General features: G+C 36.9%; 19 protein-coding genes and 1 rRNA gene. 4 read left to right on the forward strand and 16 right to left on the reverse strand.

What is annotated here, in order from left to right; genetic code table 11:
* Window positions 1-83 precede the first annotated feature (83 nt).
* A 5S ribosomal RNA gene (gene rrf / locus ACFFHK_RS06590) occupies window positions 84-199 on the forward strand.
* 406 nt (window positions 200-605) lie between these two features.
* On the opposite strand, the gene glpK is transcribed toward rrf, so the two are convergent.
* The 13 genes from glpK to ACFFHK_RS06655 form a co-directional block, all read right to left on the reverse strand.
* Window positions 606-2126: a glycerol kinase GlpK gene (glpK, locus tag ACFFHK_RS06595; protein ID WP_382370774.1), complete on the reverse strand. Its 1521-nt coding sequence runs from the start codon at window positions 2124-2126 to the stop codon at window positions 606-608.
* Window positions 2127-2150: 24 nt separating this feature from the next.
* Window positions 2151-2957 carry an MIP/aquaporin family protein gene (locus tag ACFFHK_RS06600; protein ID WP_382370776.1) on the reverse strand — a complete coding sequence of 269 codons (807 nt, stop codon included), beginning with the start codon at window positions 2955-2957 and terminating at the stop codon, window positions 2151-2153.
* A 256-nt stretch (window positions 2958-3213) separates the two neighbouring features.
* On the reverse strand, window positions 3214-3534 hold the full coding sequence (gene yciH, locus ACFFHK_RS06605; RefSeq protein WP_382370778.1) for a stress response translation initiation inhibitor YciH: 321 nt from the start codon (window positions 3532-3534) through the stop codon (window positions 3214-3216).
* A gap of 3 nt (window positions 3535-3537) precedes the next feature.
* Window positions 3538-4233 carry an orotidine-5'-phosphate decarboxylase gene (gene pyrF, locus ACFFHK_RS06610; RefSeq protein WP_382370780.1) on the reverse strand — a complete coding sequence of 232 codons (696 nt, stop codon included), beginning with the start codon at window positions 4231-4233 and terminating at the stop codon, window positions 3538-3540.
* A 24-nt stretch (window positions 4234-4257) separates the two neighbouring features.
* Complete coding sequence (lapB, locus tag ACFFHK_RS06615) at window positions 4258-5445, reverse strand: lipopolysaccharide assembly protein LapB (protein WP_382370782.1); 1188 nt, start codon at window positions 5443-5445, stop codon at window positions 4258-4260.
* The gene (locus tag ACFFHK_RS06620) at window positions 5445-5741 is read right to left on the reverse strand and encodes a LapA family protein (RefSeq protein WP_382370784.1); all 297 of its coding nucleotides are present in this window, start codon (window positions 5739-5741) and stop codon (window positions 5445-5447) included. The genes lapB and ACFFHK_RS06620 overlap by 1 nt, the downstream gene beginning before the upstream one ends.
* Before the next feature lie 159 nt (window positions 5742-5900).
* Window positions 5901-6179 carry an integration host factor subunit beta gene (locus ACFFHK_RS06625; RefSeq protein ID WP_382370786.1) on the reverse strand — a complete coding sequence of 93 codons (279 nt, stop codon included), beginning with the start codon at window positions 6177-6179 and terminating at the stop codon, window positions 5901-5903.
* Window positions 6180-6260: 81 nt separating this feature from the next.
* Window positions 6261-7910 carry a 30S ribosomal protein S1 gene (gene rpsA / locus ACFFHK_RS06630; protein WP_382370788.1) on the reverse strand — a complete coding sequence of 550 codons (1650 nt, stop codon included), beginning with the start codon at window positions 7908-7910 and terminating at the stop codon, window positions 6261-6263.
* A 102-nt stretch (window positions 7911-8012) separates the two neighbouring features.
* Window positions 8013-8693 (reverse strand): (d)CMP kinase, encoded by a 681-nt coding sequence (gene cmk, locus ACFFHK_RS06635; protein WP_382370790.1) that lies wholly within the window; start codon window positions 8691-8693, stop codon window positions 8013-8015.
* Between the two features lie 92 nt (window positions 8694-8785).
* Complete coding sequence (locus ACFFHK_RS06640) at window positions 8786-10114, reverse strand: cation:proton antiporter (RefSeq protein WP_382370792.1); 1329 nt, start codon at window positions 10112-10114, stop codon at window positions 8786-8788.
* A gap of 274 nt (window positions 10115-10388) precedes the next feature.
* Window positions 10389-11066 (reverse strand): M15 family metallopeptidase, encoded by a 678-nt coding sequence (locus ACFFHK_RS06645; RefSeq protein WP_382370794.1) that lies wholly within the window; start codon window positions 11064-11066, stop codon window positions 10389-10391.
* 3 nt (window positions 11067-11069) lie between these two features.
* Window positions 11070-12203, reverse strand: coding sequence for a succinyl-diaminopimelate desuccinylase (gene dapE, locus ACFFHK_RS06650; RefSeq protein WP_382370796.1), 1134 nt, complete (start codon window positions 12201-12203; stop codon window positions 11070-11072).
* The gene (locus tag ACFFHK_RS06655) at window positions 12200-12553 is read right to left on the reverse strand and encodes an ArsC family reductase (protein ID WP_382370798.1); all 354 of its coding nucleotides are present in this window, start codon (window positions 12551-12553) and stop codon (window positions 12200-12202) included. Before ACFFHK_RS06655 ends, dapE begins: the two co-directional genes overlap by 4 nt.
* Window positions 12554-12657: 104 nt before the next feature.
* On the opposite strand from ACFFHK_RS06655, the gene ACFFHK_RS06660 reads away from it, so the two are divergent.
* Window positions 12658-13059 carry an NUDIX hydrolase gene (locus tag ACFFHK_RS06660; RefSeq protein WP_382370800.1) on the forward strand — a complete coding sequence of 134 codons (402 nt, stop codon included), beginning with the start codon at window positions 12658-12660 and terminating at the stop codon, window positions 13057-13059.
* A 36-nt stretch (window positions 13060-13095) separates the two neighbouring features.
* Here the strand turns inward: ACFFHK_RS06660 and ACFFHK_RS06665 are convergent, their stop codons facing one another.
* From ACFFHK_RS06665 to galT, 3 genes are read right to left on the reverse strand one after another with little or no spacing between them, the layout of a single operon-like run.
* Complete coding sequence (locus tag ACFFHK_RS06665; protein WP_382370802.1) at window positions 13096-14124, reverse strand: galactose-1-epimerase; 1029 nt, start codon at window positions 14122-14124, stop codon at window positions 13096-13098.
* Window positions 14118-15272: a galactokinase gene (galK, locus tag ACFFHK_RS06670; RefSeq protein WP_382370804.1), complete on the reverse strand. Its 1155-nt coding sequence runs from the start codon at window positions 15270-15272 to the stop codon at window positions 14118-14120. Before galK ends, ACFFHK_RS06665 begins: the two co-directional genes overlap by 7 nt.
* 15 nt (window positions 15273-15287) lie before the next feature.
* A complete protein-coding gene (gene galT / locus ACFFHK_RS06675; RefSeq protein ID WP_382370806.1) occupies window positions 15288-16331 on the reverse strand; it encodes a galactose-1-phosphate uridylyltransferase in 1044 nt (347 codons plus the stop codon).
* Window positions 16332-16512: 181 nt separating this feature from the next.
* On the opposite strand from galT, the gene ACFFHK_RS06680 reads away from it, so the two are divergent.
* Window positions 16513-17517, forward strand: a complete 1005-nt coding sequence (locus ACFFHK_RS06680; RefSeq protein WP_382370808.1) for a substrate-binding domain-containing protein — start codon at window positions 16513-16515, stop codon at window positions 17515-17517.
* Between the two features lie 213 nt (window positions 17518-17730).
* Complete coding sequence (mglB, locus tag ACFFHK_RS06685; protein WP_382370810.1) at window positions 17731-18723, forward strand: galactose/glucose ABC transporter substrate-binding protein MglB; 993 nt, start codon at window positions 17731-17733, stop codon at window positions 18721-18723.
* Window positions 18724-18756: the final 33 nt, after the last annotated feature.

Raw genomic sequence — 18756 nt, forward strand, 5'->3', positions numbered from 1 at the left:
CGAGAAGAAAGAGCAAGAGAAAGAACAGAAAGAAAAAGTCAGAGTAAAAGACAGAATAAAAGACAGAAAAAAAGCCGAATTATCCTGGCGGCGAGAGTGCAATAGGACCACCTGAATCCATGCCGAACTCAGAAGTGAAATGTTGTAACGCCGATGGTAGTGTGGGAAGTTCCCATGTGAGAGTAGGACACTGCCAGGTTTTTGAATTAGAGAGAGCCTCCGTAGCGATACGGAGGTTTTTTGTTTTTGTTTTTTTGGGGGGGAGTAGGTAGGATTTTAAGCTTTCTTTTTTATCTTATCCTTTTTCGCTATCCTCTCTTTCTGCTCTATCCACTACTTACCGCTCTCTGTTTTGTTTACATAACCTTTATTGGTTTTGGTTGTTTATTGGAGAGTTACAAAAGAAGAAGCTAATAAAAGGGAAAGCTATCAGAGAGGATAAAACAGAACAGCCCACAAAGACAGAGAAAAAACAGACAAACAGACAAGAAAAAACGCTAACTATTCCTAAGTTAGCGTTTTATTATTTCTGGGAATTGAGTTGTTTTAAAACCCATAACATTACAAATCGGTTAGTTTATTGTCATAGGTTTTTAGTATAAAAATTAAAGATCTTCTTCTGCGTCTTCTTTTGCCCATTCTAATGCACGTTTAACTGCTTTTTTCCAACCTTTATAACGACGCTGTTGTTTAGCTTCATCATGATCTGGTATGAAAGTTCTTTCGATAGCGGCTTTATTTCTTAGTTCTTCAAGATCTTGCCAAAATCCTGTTGCTAAACCTGCAAGATATGCAGCCCCTAAAGCCGTTACCTCTTTAACTGTTGGGCGTTCTACTTGTGTATTAAGAATATCAGCTTGGAATTGCATTAAGAAATTATTAGCCGTTGCACCCCCATCTACCCGTAAGGTCTGTAATTTTTCTCCTGCATCAGATTGCATTGCCTCTAGCACATCACGGGTTTGGTAAGCGATAGATTCAAGTGTAGCTCGAACAATATGATTACGGTTTGCACCACGTGAAAGTCCAACAATTACTCCTCGTGCATATGGATCCCAATAAGGCGCTCCTAAGCCTGTAAAGGCTGGAACAACATAAACACCATTACAATCTGAAACTTTTTGCGCAAAGTATTCCGTATCAGAACTATCATGAACAATTTTTAATTCATCACGTAGCCATTGGATAGATGCGCCTGCAACAAAAACAGAACCTTCTAATGCATAAGCAGGCTCACCTTGCGCATTACAACAAATAGTTGTTAATAGACCATTGTTAGAGGTAATCGCTTTTTCACCAGTATTCATTAACATGAAACAACCTGTGCCATAGGTATTTTTTGCTTGTCCTGGATTTACGCAAAGATGTCCATATAATGCAGCTTGTTGATCGCCTGCAATCCCTGCGATTGGAATACGAATACCACCTTTACCACCGATATTAGTTTGCCCATAGATTTCTGAAGAGTTTTTCACTTCTGGTAACATAGAATGAGGAATGTCTAGAATTTCCAACATTTTTTCGTCCCATTGTTTGGTATGAATGTTAAACATCATGGTACGAGAGGCATTTGTATAATCAGTAACGTGGACTCGACCTTGAGTTAATTTCCAAATTAACCAAGTATCGACAGTGCCGAAAAGCAATTCACCTCGTTTAGCTTGTTCTCTTGCCCCTTCCACATTGTCTAAAATCCACCTTACTTTTGTACCAGAGAAGTAAGGATCAACTACTAAACCTGTCGTATTACGAATATAGTCAGTATATCCAGCCGCTTTTAATTTATCACAGAAGTCAGCTGTGCGGCGGCATTGCCAAACAATGGCGTTATAAATAGGTTTTCCTGTGTTTTTATCCCAAACAATCGTGGTTTCACGTTGGTTAGTGATACCAATAGCGGCAATTTGATCAGAACTAATACCTGTTTTGGCAACAACTTCGTTTAAAGTAGAACTTTGTGTTGCCCAAATTTCCATTGGGTCATGTTCTACCCAACCTGCTTTTGGATAAATTTGTGTAAATTCACGTTGAGCAATACCAACAATATTAGCGTCATGATCGAGTAGTACTGCACGAGAACTGGTTGTTCCTTGATCTAATGCAATGATATATTTTTTATCTGTCATAGTAGTTACCTTTGAAGAGAATAATTAATTATCAATTTTACAACGATTACAAGGAAGATTATTACCAATAAAATAGCGATAACCCCAAGCACCAAATAAAGCACCTATAATAGGAGAAATGATTGGAATTAATGCATATGGAATAACCGTTCCGCCGGTTAAGGCTATATCTCCCCAACCGAAGAGAGTTGCAAATAGTTTCGGTCCGAAATCACGCGCGGGGTTCATTGCAAAACCAGTTAAAGGACCCATTGAAGCACCTAATACAGCAATCAAAATTCCGATAAGCAGTGGGGCTAATGGACCACGAGGCACGCCATTACCATCATCTGTTAGTGCTAAAATGAGTGCCATTAATGTTGCTGTTAGTACAATTTCAACCAGTGAGGCAGTTAATAAATCAATATGAGGATTAGGATAAGTAGAGAAAATGCCTGCGGTAAATAGGCTATCAACTGAACCTCGAGTTATATGTTGACTTGTTTCGTAATCAATAATGACACCTCGATAAAGAAGATAGACAACTGCTGCACCAAAAAAAGCACCTACAATTTGAGCAATGATAAAGGGAACAACTTTTTTACCGTCAAAACAGGCAAATTTCCAAAGTGCAATCGTAACTGCTGGATTAAGATGTGCACCAGATACGCCAGCTGTGAGGTAAACTGCTAAAGCAACGCCCATACCCCAAACAATACTAATTTCCCAAAGACCAAATTGTGCGCCTGCAACACGTACTGCAGCAACACAACCACAACCGAAAAATATTAATAATGCAGTACCAAGAAATTCAGCAATACATTGACCTTTAAGTGAGTGATCGCGTGTCATAAAGACTCCTTAAGTAGAAAAGTAAGGTTATTTACGTTCGTAATAGAATCTTTATGAGGTATTTAAGTATTAAATCGAAAGTTTATAAAGTGTTCTTTTTGTTAATTGAGAAGTATGTCAAAAAAAGTTAGCAAGTTTTCTTAAAAAATGAGTGATAATTCACAAAATCATTAAAATAAAATGTGAACAATTTCGTTAAAAATAAAAACTCTCTCGTTTTAGCTCAAAGAAGCGTAATAATAAGAGAGTTTTTTAATTAACCACCAGCTAGTTTGACTTTAAAACCTTTACTTTCAAGGAGTTGTTTGATTAATTCTCGATTTTCACCTTGGATTTCGATTGTGTTATTCTTTACCGAACCACCACAACCACAACGCTTTTTTAGCTCTGACGCAAGTTGGGTTAAAGCTGTATTGTCGAGATCCAGACCAGTAATGACACAAACACCTTTGCCCTTGCGCCCAGATGTTTGTCGTTGGATACGAACAATACCATCACTTTTTGGGGGTGGTATTGTGGTTTTTTCTGGTTTGATACGACCAAGTTCAGTGGAATAAACAAGCTGACTATCTGACATAGACTATCCTTGAATAGAAGCATTGATTTGTTTTAATACTGCAATCGGATCTGCTGCTTGGGTAATTGGGCGACCAATTACTAAATAATCAGATCCTGCTTCAATCGCTTCTTTTGGTGTCATAACTCGGCGTTGATCTCCTAATTGACTACCTTCTGGACGAATACCTGGTGTAATTAATTTAAAATCAGCCCCACAGCGTTGACGTAAAATTTCCACTTCTTGTGGAGAACAAACCACACCATCTAACCCAGCCCGTTGGCTTAAACGTGCTAAGCGAATAACATGTTCTTCTGGTGAGGTATTTACACCAATTTGTAATAAATCAGCATCTTCCATACTAGTTAAAACAGTAATAGCAATAAGAATTGGCGCGTCCTTTCCATAAGGTTCAAGAATTTTTTTTGCTGCTTCCATCATTCTTAAACCACCACTAGCATGCATATCAACCATCCATACACCTAAATCAGCTGCAGAGCGTACTGCTCGCGCAACAGTATTTGGAATATCATGGAATTTAAGATCAAGAAAAACATCAAAATGACGTTTTTGTAATTCTTTAACAAATTCCGTACCTAAAGTGGTAAACATCTCTTTCCCCACTTTTAGACGACATAGGCTTGGATCAAGTTGATCAACCAGCTGCATCGCTTCTTTTCTCGTTTCGTAATCTAAAGCAACAATAACTTTATTTTCCATGATTTTCCTCATTATGTTTTAAGGTTAATTATCAATCGGCGTAATGGTTTCCCAATGACGGCAAGATGGACATTGCCAAATTAATTTATGGCTTTGAAATCCGCAATGATGACAGCGATATTTAAAGCCTTGTTTTAAACGTTCATCAACAATATTGTAGAGTAATTTTAAGCTTTCCTTACCATTACCATCTTCTACTTCGTCAATTTGATATTGAATAAAGCGATGGAATAAGCGCATAGTAGGTTGCTTTTCTAATTGATGGTAAAGGTAATTTTTGGCAGCAAGTGTACCTGATTTTTTTTCAAGATAATGAGTCATCGTTAATACGACAGTACTGCTTGCTTTTTGTTGTTGTAAATGGATTAAATAATGTTCAAATTCGCTAAGGTGTTCTGGGAGATGTTGATAATATTGGATTAAAGCAGGTAATGATTCACTGACATAATCAATATTTTGTTTTGCCACTTTTTGTAATGTGTTAATTGCTTGTAAATAATTATTTTGTAAAGCATATTCTTGCGACAAAATAAGCGTTGCTCGGACGCAGTTGGGTGATACGGTTAAGGCTTTGGTTAAGTAAGTAATAATTTGCTGGCGATTTTTTTGTTCTTGTTTCTGTTGTAAAGCTAATTCACAGTAGTAATGTGATAGGGAAGTATTACTTTCAGATTGTGTTAATTTTCGATAACGTTCCCCTATTTCAATAGCTTTATGCCATTCTTTTGTTCGTTGATAAATATTGGCAAGTTCATGTAATGCGTTTTCGGTATAATCAGGTTCTTCGCAGAGTTCTAGATAGAGTTTTTCAGCACGATCTAAAAAACCAATGAACATAAAGTCTTTAGCAAGTTGTTGTTTGGTGAGCAGCTTTTGTTCATATGTATAATTAGGATTGCTATCGATATTTTGGTGGATTCGTAATGCTCGATCAACTTCACCACGAGAACGGAAGAGATTGCCTAAGGTTAATTCAGCTTCAAATTGTGAGCTATTATCGATAGCATTTTCAGATTCTTGCTTTTCCAACATTTTTAAGAAAAGATCGACAGCCTTTTCTTGTTGATTAGAAAGTAAAAAGTTTACCCCTGTCATATAATCACGGGATAATTTATTACTAATTTCCTCTTGATCTTTTTTGGCACTCCGATTTCCCATATACCAGCCATAAGCAGCTGCAATGGGGAGTAGGAGAAACAGCAGTTCTAGCATTATGCGTTTTTATCTCTTGCCGTCATTAATTCATTAATTTGTTGTAATTGTTTTTTATTCTGACGATTAAGTACAATATTTTTCATTTTTAATTTAAGGTAAAAGAATCCTGTTACTAACCAGCCGAGTAAAAAGCCGAAGCCAAAGAGAATTGCAACGAGAGAAGAGAGTTGAATATTACTTTTTGCAATAATGTAATTTACAGCAATCACTTGATCATTATTTGCGCCGACTGTAATACCTACAATTATTAAAGCAATGATAATGACGAGTGTTAGAATATATTTTAATTTCACGTTGCCTCCTAGGATAAACAGACTTGAAGATAGTTCATTATGCCAAAAATAGTGCAACTATAATAGTGAAATTCTGAATTTAGAAAAAAGAGATAAAAAATAAAAGCTGTTAATTAGAATGAATTAACAGCCCTATGAGAGAAAATAGATCATAATAAATTAATTATCAACACGTTCACGCAATTCTTTTCCAGCTTTAAAGTGCGGAACTGATTTTGCTTCAAGACTAACTTGAGAGCCAGTTTTTGGATTACGACCAGTACGAGGTTGACGATAACGTAATGCAAAACTACCAAAACGGCGGATTTCAATACGATCCCCTTCTTCTAAGGTAGTAGAGAGATGTTCTAAAATTTCTTTCACAGAACATTCAATTTGTTTAATCGGCATAGCTGGGTGGCGATTAACTAACTTTTCAATTAATTCTGACTTTGTCATGTTAGTATCCTTCTGTAAAATCGTAGAAAATCCGATATGCTAGACATATCGGATTTTTTTCAATCAATAGATGATCAAGGATTATTCACCTTTTGCAGCTTTGAAAGCTTCAGCCATTGCGTTAGGAATAACAACGTCTTCTTGTTTGTTATTTACGTTTGCTAACGCTGCTGCTTCTTCAGCTTCATCTTTTGCACGAACTGATAAGTGAACAATACGTGCTTTACGATCAACGCCAGTGTATTTAGCTTCAACTACATCACCAACATTAACATCGCCGTTTAGATCTGCTGCACGGATATAACCTTCAACACTGTTGTCTAGCTCAACTTTCACGCCTTTAGAATCAGCTTCAACGACTTTCGCACTTACAACACTGCCTTTTTTGTTTACAGCAACAAAATTGTTGAATGGATCTTCTTCAAGTTGTTTGATACCTAAAGAAATACGTTCCTTAGCAGCATCAACTTGTAATACGATTGCTTCAACTTCATCGCCTTTTTTGTAGTTACGAACAGCTTCTTCACCAGGTATATTCCAAGAAATGTCTGATAAGTGAACTAAACCATCAATACCACCTTCTAAACCGATGAAAATACCGAAGTCAGTGATTGATTTGATCTTACCTGATACTTTATCACCTTTGTTGTGAGTATCAGCGAATTGTTGCCATGGATTTGGTTTGCATTGTTTTAAACCTAAAGAAATGCGACGACGTTCTTCATCGATTTCTAATACCATTACTTCAACTTCATCACCTACGCTAACAACTTTAGATGGGTGAATGTTTTTGTTTGTCCAATCCATTTCTGAAACATGAACAAGACCTTCAATACCATCTAAGATTTCAACAAAGCAACCATAATCAGTTAAGTTAGTAACTTTACCAGTTAATTTGCTATTTACTGGGTGATTTTCAGAGATAGCCGCCCATGGATCTTGACCTAATTGTTTTAAGCCTAAAGAAACACGGGTACGATCACGATCGAATTTTAATACTTTAACAGTAACTTCATCACCAACGTTTACGATTTCGCCAGGGTGTTTAACACGTTTCCACGCCATATCAGTGATGTGTAATAAACCATCAACACCACCTAAATCAACGAATGCACCGTAGTCAGTTAAGTTTTTAACGATACCTTTAACTTCCGCACCTTCTTGTAAGGCTTCTAATAATTGATCACGTTCTTGGCTATTTTCTGATTCGATAACAGCACGACGAGAAACAACTACATTATTACGTTTTTGGTCTAATTTGATAACTTTAAATTCTAATTCTTTACCTTCTAAGTGAAGTGTATCGCGCACTGGGCGAGTATCCACTAATGAACCAGGTAAGAATGCACGAACGCCATTCAACTCAACAGTAAAACCACCTTTTACTTTACCATTAATTAAACCAACAACAGTTTCTTGAGCTTCGTAAGCTTTTTCTAATGCGATCCAAGATTCATGACGAACAGCTTTTTCACGAGAAAGTTTAGTTTCACCGAAACCATCTTCAACAGCGTCTAACGCAACTTGAACTTGATCACCAACTTGAACAGTGATTTCACCTTGTGCATTTTGGAATTCTTCAGCAGGGATAGCTGCTTCTGATTTCAAACCAGCATCAACGAAAACAAAACCTTTGTTGATAGCAACAACGGTACCAGTAACGATTGAACCTTGACGAGTTTCAAGTTCTTTTAGTGATTCTTCAAAAAGTTGAGCAAAAGATTCTGACATATAAATTAATCTTCAATAAGTTAATAACGACCGTCTAACTTCCTATTAAACGGGGCTGATAATAATTGTTTATTCGTCCTTGAATAAACACAGGAAAATGATTTATCCCAAATGAGGGAGTCGTTGACGAATATGTTGTAATGCCAACGCAAAGACTTCATTGATAGAAAGGGAAGAGGAGTCTAATAGAATCGCATCGTCCGCTGGAACAAGCGGCGCTACAGCGCGATTTCTATCACGATAATCTCGCTCCTGAATTTCGGATAAAATCTGGGCAAAATTACCATTAATTCCCTTTTCCTGCAACTGTTTTAAGCGTCTTTTTGCACGTTCTTCTGCAGTGGCATCAAGAAAAAACTTAATATTGGCTTGAGGAAATACAATCGTTCCCATATCTCGTCCATCAGCGATTAAACCTGGTGCAATAGCAAAATCACGTTGTTTTTGTAATAGTGCTGCACGGACTTGTGGGAATACTGCAATTTTTGAAGCATAATCAGCAACTTGTTGTGTACGAATTGTATCACTTACATCTTGTTGATCTAATAGTGTGCGTACACCGTTTTCATCTGGAATAAAGTGAATTTGAATCTTTTGAGCTAGCTGTGCTAATGCTTCTTCATTATTAAAATCAAGCTGATGCTGCCATGCGGCTAAACCAAGAATGCGATAAATAGCACCAGAATCAAGTAAGTGAAAACCGAATTGTTTAGTGAGCGCTTGACATAGTGTTCCCTTACCTACGCCACTTGGACCATCAACAGTAATAATGGTTGCTGTCATTGTAATTACCTGTATAACTAAGAAAAGATGCCGCACAGCATTTGTGCGGCGAGATAGGTAAATTATACTGATTCTTCTAATAGCGAGCAAAATTATTTATGTGCAGATACTTGGGAATCAAAGTGGCTGCTTGGTGTGAGATACTCTTCACGGTTTGGATCTACTAATTTAGATTTTTTGATCATTTTCTCAATCGTAACACCTTGTACTAAGATTGAAAATACGACAACGGCATAGGTCATAATTAGGATAATATCTTTTACGTCTGTTCCGTTAACAAAAACCGTTTTTGCTGGTAATGAAAGTGCCATAGCTAAGGCAAGTCCGCCACGCAAACCACCCCAAGTCATAATTTTTAATGTATATGGATTGTAAGTACGAAAGCGTTTTAAAACAGAATATGGTATCCATAGGCTGATATAACGTGCGATTAGACAAATTGGAATTGCTAATAACATCATTAAGAAACCTTTAAAAGTAAAATCGATCAGTAATAATGCGAAACCAATAAGGAAGAATAGGAGTGAATTTAAGAAGTGATCAATCATTTCCCAAAAATGATCGAGGTAGCGTTGACTTTGTTCTGAGAAACCACGATGTCGAGTCCAGTTACCTACCATAATACCAGATACAACCATCGCCAATGCACCAGAAACACCTAGCATATTCGCTAACATAAAACCTGCTGTTGGAATAGTGAGAGTTAATAAAATTTCTAAACTACCATCATCTGTTGCGGAGATAAGTAAATGCGCAATTAAACCGAGAATAAAGCCAAATAAAACACCTCCGATTGCTTCATGTAAAAAGAGATGTAAAACTTCACTAGCTGTCATTTTTTCAGAACTAAATGCAACGGTAAGAATTGTTACGAAAATAACAAGACCAACACCATCATTAAATAATGACTCCCCTTCAACTTGCATAGAAAGGCGTTTTGGTGCACGTAAATTCTTGATAATTGCCAATACCGCAATAGGGTCGGTTGGTGAAATTAACGCGCCAAATAATACACAGTAAATGAAATCAATAGGGAGATTAATAAGATTGGCGAAAAGATAAATTAATGTACCAATAACAAAAGTTGAGGCTAAGGTTGAAAAAAGGGCAAAGATTGTAATTTCCCATTTTTGATCACGCAATACAGGAATTTTGATTCCTAGTGCGCCAGCAAATAATAAAAATCCAAGTATTCCATCAAGGAGGAAACTTTTGAAGTCAATTTTTTGCATAACTTCAATCGCAATAGAATCTATTTGAAACCAACCGAGATAGCCAAGGAGTAATAATAATAAAGAACCAACCATTGCTGCTGCTGTAATAGCAATCGTGGACTGAATTTTATCGCTAATCTTGCTAGTTACAAAACCGAGTATAATTGAGATAGCGGATAAAAAACAAATATAAGTATAGATACTCATAGTACGCCTTCTGGAGTAAAGTCATTAACGCACGCTATTAAAGCAATTCAATATGGATAAGTAAAGTAGTAGTATGTAGGTATATTTAAAAATTACTTGAGTAAGTAGGTAAAGTTTGTTGAAAAAGTATTGATGTGCGCATTTGTTGGCAAGATGCTTGCGTGAAGCAATAAGATGCTATTTCACCGAATATTTAGACTTCTGTTTGCGTATATTTTTATGCTGTATAGGCAGAAAATCTTACCCCATGATTCATTGCGTTATCCCTAGATGCTTAAACCATAAAATACTCAAAAATCTCAGGCAATCGTTGCAATAACGTTTCTTTACCAGCGATATTTTCGTCTTTCCAAGCATTCAGTAAAATTTCTGGTGTGAACTGCTGCTTAGCTATATCTGCAAGTGGTGAATAACTAAGGTGCCAATATTCGATGCCTATTTTCTTATTACTAGGAAGATTAACAAAAGGTAAGGAAAAACCATAATGCTCAATATTTTCTACTAAAAACTCAACAAGTGGGGTAAAGTACCCATCATGTTGATACTCTTGCGGTTCAAGAAGAAGAGATTGTCCAATAGGGAGTAAATTAGGGGCAAATACATCAATTTCCGTTCCCCAGTGATGACGGCTGGCTCCTGGTAAAGTTGACCAACGTAAAATCGCCTCGCATTTTTGCCATTCAGAAAAGAGAGTAATATTGATGAGATTCCCTTGGTCATCGTGTACTTTACGTATGCCATTAAATTTATGATTCCAAATCCATTGTTGGCGTCCAAAATCACGAAAACTACTTGCTGGTTGGAGATCAATGCCTGCTTTTTTAGCAGCTTGTTGTAGCGCAAGGAATGCTTTTACCGCCTCTTTTTGTAAAAAATGGGCTGTAGAATGATTAGAGGGTAAAGGAGATAAATGTTGGCGAGATTTTCCAGTTAAACAGTCAACGGATAACATATATTATTCTCCTAATAATCGTTTTAGTATTTTAGTGTGTACTTGTGCTAGCGTATGCAAATCTTGGCAACTGACACATTCATCAACGCGATGAATCGTTTTGTTTAAGGGACCTAGTTCAACGACTTCAGCGCCCATTAAAGCGATAAAACGCCCATCGGAGGTGCCACCACTAGTTTCAAGTGTTGGTGTAATGTTGGCAACCTGTTGAAGTGATTGTACCACTGCATCAACCAATTTGCCTTGGGCGGTTAAAAAAGGTTGCCCAGATAACCACCATTCAATTCGATATTTAAGGTGATGTTGTTGTAATAGCTGTTCTACGCGTTGTTTGATTTTGTCATCAGTGGTTTCAGTATTAAAACGCAGATTAAATTGCAGATAGAGTTCACCTGGAATGACATTATTTGATCCAGTACCAGAGTGAATATTTGCAATTTGTAAACTGGTTGGTGGAAAAAATTCATTACCTTGATCCCATTCAATATTGACTAAGTCATGGATAAACGCAGAGGCCTTATGGATTGGATTTTCTGCAAGATGTGGATAAGCGACGTGTCCTTGAATACCTTGAATATACAGATTGCCCGTGATTGAACCTCGACGACCATTTTTCACAATATCCCCTAATTTTGCAGTACTAGATGGCTCGCCGACTAAACAATAATCAACTTTCTCACCACGATCCATTAAAGTTTCAACAACTTTTACCGTACCATCTTTTGCCGCTGCTTCCTCATCAGAGGTAATTAAGAACGCAATGCGCCCTTGGTGGTCGGGATATTGTTGGACATAGTGTTCAGCTGCCACAATCATTGCTGCTAGTGAACCTTTCATATCAGCGGCACCACGACCATATAAAAGATCACCGACAATTTCAGCCGAAAATGGCGGGTAATGCCATTGTGTTTCATCGCCTGTTGGAACCACATCAGTATGCCCAGCAAAGACAATAGTTGGTGAAGAATCACCATGAGTTGCCCAGAGATTTAAGGTTTCACCAAATGGCAACCATTCAATGTTAAACCCAAGTTTTGCTAAGCGATCTGCAATTAATTGTTGGCAACCTTCATCTCTTGGGCTGAGCGATGGGCGACGAATTAATTCTTGTGCTAAGGCAATCACTTGTTGTTTCATTTTGTTACCCCAAATGCAGCTGCATACTGTTTTTCATTAAAACCAATTAATTGGATTTGTTTGCCTAATACAATAGGACGTTTAATTAAGGTAGGTTGTTGGAGAAGTAGTTCGATCACATTGTGCGAATTTATGTTGTTTTTAGTTTGTTCATCTAAATTTCGCCATGTCGTACTACGTTTATTAACTAAATTTTCCCAGCCAAAAATCTCTGTTACGTGTTGTAAAAATTGGTGATCAATGCCGTGTTGTCGATAGTCATGTAATACAGCTTCGAGTTGATGTTGTTGTAACCAAGCAAACGTTTTTTTCACCGTATCACAATTTTTAATGCCATAAACAGTTAACATAATTATTCCTAATTAATAAAATTTTTTTTATTTGAAATCGCTTTATACTAACAAAGAAACCTCATATAAGGAAACAGAGCAGATAATTTTAATAGGAGAAATCAATGACACAACATATTGATAAACTGGCTTGGATTTTTGTAGAGCAACGTCGAGTATTAATGACCAGATCTTATGGCAAGGATCAATATTACCTCCCAGGTGGTAAACGAGAGCAGGGAGAAAGTGATCAGCAAGCATTAATCCGTGAAATTAAAGAAGAATTAAATGTTGATTTGATACCTGAAACATTATCCTTAGTTGAAGTGTTTCAAGCACAAGCTCACGGTAAAGCAGAGGGAGTAATGGTAGTAATGCGGTGTTATCAAGGTGATTATCAAGGACAATTACAGGCAAGTGCAGAAATCGAAGAACTTCGTTGGTTAACTACCACAGATAAAACAATTTGTTCGCAAGCGGCTTGTTTAGTATTGGATTATTTGGCAGAGAATGGGTTAATTGATTAAGTATAAAAGCCAGATACTATGATCTGACTTTTAAGATTAGCTAACAAACTGGTACACAATTTGATGATGATAAGGTTTATTCGCTTTTTGAATCCCGCCATATTGATACCATTCTGGGTGGTTTGGTGTGTCTGGTAAGGCTTCTGGCTCAAGCGCAATCGCTTGATAATTTTGATAAGTTCCAAAATGGCTTGGATTACCTGCTAAGAAATTACCTGTATAAACTTGTATTGCAGCTTGATTTGTAGATAACAATAATGTGAGGTCGCCAGTTGCAGAAATTAATTTTGCTGCGGGCTTTAACTCTCCCAATGTGCCCTGTAATAAGAAAGCATGATCATAACCACCAACAGCTAATTGATCTTGATCGCATAAAAAATCTTGGGCTATCGTTTTGGTTTGACGAAAATCAAATCCAGTTTGTGCTACTGTTGTTAAAGGGCGATTGGGAATACCCTCGTGATCAACAGGTAAATAGTGATCGGCAAATAGCTGTAATTGATGTTGGCGTACATCAGAATTTGTGCCATCAAGATTGAAATAAGCATGATTGGTTAGATTTAATGCGGTATCTTGGTCGGAAATAGCGGTTAAATCTAATACTAATCGATTATCTTCTGTTAAATGATAGCGGGCTTGTACAGAAACATTTCCAGTAAAACCTTGATCACCATCAGCAGAAAATAGTGAAAAGAGCACCGTATTTGCAGTAACGTGGCTAACTTGCCAACGGCGTTGATCAAACCCGTTTCCACCATGTAAGGTATGACGATTTTGTTGATTTTTGACGATCTGTTCAGTTTTGCCATTTAGGCGGAATTTACCTCGATGAATGCGGTTGGCGAAACGCCCAATAGTTGCGCCTAAGTAGGCTTGATTTTCCGCTAATTTTTCTAAAGGGCAACTGCATAATGTTTCACGTAATTGACCATTAACAGGAACTTTTATTGATAATAATGTTGCTCCCCAATCAGTTAACTGAATTTGCATTCCTTTGTGATTACCTAGCGTAACTAATTGATAGGGTTGTTGATCAGATGCTTTTGTCCGACTGTGAGTTAACATAAATGTACTCCTTGAGAAGCAGTACAAACATAAAAATCCTCTTTTAATCCAGTACGTATTTCATAATTATCGGCAATAATTTTACGCACAGCGTCAACACGATCATGTGGGGCAATCGCAACAATGCAACCACCAAAACCACCGCCTGTCATACGTGCACCACCAGTATCACCTATAGCGAGTTGTGCTAGTTCTACGAGGTAGTCAATTTCAGGTACGGTGATTGCAAAATCATCGCGCATGGAGTCATGTGATTGTGCCATTAATTCACCTAAACGCTTAATATCATTATGTTGTAAGGCTTCAACCGCTTCTAATACCCGTTGATTTTCGGTAACAATATGCTTAGCTCGTTGGTAGGCTAATGGATTAGTTTGTTTAAGCTCTAGAGCTTTTGCGTTAAATTGCTCGACAGAAACATCTCTTAAAGCTTTTACACCAAAGAAAGCGGCAGCTTGTTCACATTGTTGACGGCGAGTGTTGTATTCACCATCGACTAAGTCGTGTTTAACATGTGAGTTGATAATCATAATTGCAAGATTATCTGGGATTGGCGTTGGAACTGTTTCTAAACTGCGGCAATCAATCATTAATGCATGATGTTCTTGACCTAATGCAGAAATTAATTGATCCATATTGCCACATTGACAACCAACGAAAAGATTTTCGGATTTTTGTCCAATTAAGGCTAATTCTGTATTGGTAAGCGGTAAATTACCTAATTGTTGGCAGAATTTTCCTGTTGCGACTTCTAAGGCAGCAGAGGAACTTAATCCTGAGGAGAGAGGTACATCACCACTAATCACTAAATTTGCCCCTTGTTTAAATTCAGGACAAGCTTGCTGGATAAAATGAACCACGCCACGAATATAGTTGCACCACTTACGTTCAACAGGTTTGATCTCTTCTAATAATGAAAATTGATCAGTTTCATTGAGATCGGCGGCAAAAATATGGAATTGGTGATCATCACGGGTACTACCACAGATTGATGTACCATAATTAATGGCACAAGGCATCACAAAGCCATCATTATAGTCAGTATGTTCACCAATTAAATTAACTCGCCCTGGTGCATAAACTTGTAAAGTTGGTTGAGTAGCAAAATGTTCAGTAAAAACTTGTTTAGCTTGTTGAATTGGGTGCATAAATTCCTCACTCATTTAGTGTTGGCTATAATGGATAGTTGATAGTGCAGCAAGGCGTGCGGCGGCTTGTTCGGCAGTTAAATCTCGTTGTGATTCGGCTAACATTTCATAGCCAACCATAAATTTACGCACAGTGGCAGAGCGTAAAAGTGGTGGATAGAAATGCGCATGTAACTGCCAATGTTGGTTGCCTTCTTGATTAAATGGGGCACCATGGAATCCCATTGAATAAGGGAATGAAGTAGAGAATAAATTATCATATTTAGTGGTAAGTTGTTTAATCGCTATCGCTAAATCATCTCGTTGAGCTGGTGTTAAATCGGTTAGACGTTGAATATGTTCTTTTGGTAATAATAATGTTTCAAATGGCCAAACTGCCCAAAATGGAACGACTGCAACCCAGTGTTCGGTTTCAACTACAATTCGTTCTTTGCGTTGCAATTCTTGTTGAACATAATCTACTAATAAGATAGATCCATGTTGTTGTAAGTATTGGCGTTGCATCAGATCTTCTCGGGCGATTTCATTCGGCAGAAAACTATTTGCCCAAATTTGTCCATGTGGGTGTGGATTTGAGCAACCCATCGCAGCGCCTTTATTTTCAAAGATTTGCACCCAAGGATAGTGTTGTCCTAATTCAGTTAATTGTTCTTGCCAAACTTTAATCACTTCGACAATTTCTGCTTCACTTAATAAAGGTAATGTTTTGCTGTGATCAGGTGAAAAACAGACCACACGGCTTTCTCCCGTAGCTTGAGAAACTTGGAATAGTGGATTATCACTGACGGGAGGTGTTGGTGTTTGATGCAATAAAGCAGAGAAGTCATTTTTAAACACAAAAGGTTTGGAATAAGTTGGATTTTCTTCCCCCGTAATGCGTTTATTCCCTGGACATAAATAACAAGTGGGATCATGGCTAGGCTTTTGTTCATCTGCAATTTTTTCTTGTTGACCTTGCCAAGGGCGTTTGGCGCGATGAGGTGAAACGAGGACATATTCGCCTTTTAAAGGATTATAGCGGCGATGTGGGTGTTCAGTAGGATCAAAAAAATCACTCATAATCTTTTCCTTGTATCTGCGACAAAATGAAAACGTTTACAAAATTTTATGTAAGATACCAATTATTTGTCAAAGAAACTGTTATCTAGATCACAAAAAGAAGATATTTATCGCTTTATATCTTTATTTAGCGTTATTATTTAACCAAATTATGTAACAAAGTCATTGAAGGGTTGAAGATATGGTAACAATTCGTGATGTCGCTAAACTTGCAGGTGTTTCAGTCGCTACGGTTTCTCGAGTTTTAAATAACCATGAGAGTATTAGTGAGAAAGCAAAAAATAAAGTATTACAAGCTGTTACAGAATTAAATTATCAGCCAAATGCGAATGCACAAGCATTGGCTTCTCAAAGTATTGATACTATTGGTGTTGTTGTAACAGATGTAACCGATGCTTTTTTTGCTATTTTAGTAAAATCAGTTGATCAAGTTGCTGAAAAATATCAGAAAAATATCTTAATTGGTATTGGCTATCACAATGCAGAGAAAGAGCGCAAGGCTATAGATAATTTATTACGTAAACGTTGTACTTGCTTGGTAGTGCACGCTAAAGCTTTATCTGATGATGAGTTAGCAAATTATCTGAAAACCGTAAAAGGAATGGTGGTCATTAACCGTATAATTCCTGGGTTCGAGAATCGCTGTGTTGGGTTAGATAATACGAAAGGAACAGAGATTGCTACGGAAACTTTAATTAAATATGGACATAAAAATATTGGTTATATTGGTTCTAACCACCCAATTCACGATGAAACTGCCCGCTTACAAGGTTATCTCAATATGTTACAAAAATATAATTTACCCATTCGTAAGCTTGCGATAACTAAAGGTTCTCCTAATTTTGAAGGGGGAGAAGAAGCGATGATTAATCTACTTAGTTATAGTAGTGATTTAACAGCGGTAGTTGCATATAACGATTCAATGGCTTCAGGAGCAATGTCTGTCCTTAGTGAAAACGGTATTATTGTACCAAAAGATTTTTCTGTGATTGGTTTTGATGATATGCCAATCGCTAATCATTTGATTCCGAAATTAACGACAATTCGATATCCTATTGATTTAATGGCTAATTATGCAGCTGAATTAGCTTTGAGTTTGGCAAATGATGATACAAATCTACCAAAATCGATTCAATTTAACCCAACGTTAGTTAGACGATTTTCTGTAGAAAGATGGCAAAAATAAAAAAATTGTAATGGAGTTACATTTTTGTGAAACCGATCACATCAAAATGAAAAAAAAATCGGTATGCTATTAATAGTTATATTTCTACAGAAGTGGTATGGAAAGATAACAAAACAGTTGGTTAGTGAATAATGAACTGTAATAAAGAAGGAAATAGTTGTTAGCTTTAACACAATGAATTTCCAGTAAAATTACCATCAGGAGATCTGTATTATGAAGAAAATTATTTTAAGTACGATTGCTTTATCATTAGGTTTGGGTTTAGGTTCTGTAGCACAAGCAAAAGATGTTCGTATTGGTGTAACCATTTATAAATATGATGATAACTTTATGTCATTAATGCGTAAAGAAATTAATAAAAATGCAGAGCAAATTTCAGGCATTAAATTGTTAATGAATGACTCACAAAATGCACAATCAATTCAAAATGACCAAGTAGATGTGTTACTTTCTAAAGGTGTTAAAGCATTAGCCATCAACTTAGTTGACCCTTCAGCTGCACCAACCATTATTGCTAAAGCGAAATCAAGTAATGTGCCAGTGGTATTCTTCAATAAAGATCCAGGTCAAAAAGTTATTGATAGTTATGATAAAGCGTATTATGTCGGTACAGATCCAAAAGAATCAGGATTAATTCAAGGCGACTTAATTGCAAAACAATGGCAAGCGAATCCAGAATGGGATTTAAATAAAGATGGTAAAATCCAATTTGTTTTATTAAAAGGTGAGCCAGGCCACCCAGATGCAGAAGCACGTACTAAATATGTTATTGAAGCGTTAAATGCAAAAGGTATCCAAACTGAGCAACTCTTCTTAGATACAGGTATGTGGGACGCTGCAATGGCGAAAGATAAAACTGATGCATGGTTATCAAGTTCTAAAGCGAAAAATATTGAAGTCATTATCTCTAACAACGATGGTATGGCAATGGGCGCATTGGAAGCAACGAAATCTCACGGTAAAAAATTACCAATTTTTGGTGTAGATGCGTTACCTGAAGTTTTACAATTAATTAAGAAAGGTGAAATTGCGGGTACAGTATTAAACGATGGGGTAACGCAAGCTAAAGTTATTGTGGATTTTTCTAACAATCTAGCACATGGTAAAGAAGTAACAGAAGGAACGCAATGGGAAATGAATAATCGTTATATTCGTATTCCATATGTTGGTGTAGATGTAGATAACTTAGGTGATTTTTTAAAGTAATACCGTAATGTAAGTTCCTAGAGGGGATAATTT

The organism is Gallibacterium trehalosifermentans (assembly GCF_042433055.1).
GTDB lineage: Bacteria > Pseudomonadota > Gammaproteobacteria > Enterobacterales > Pasteurellaceae > Gallibacterium > Gallibacterium trehalosifermentans.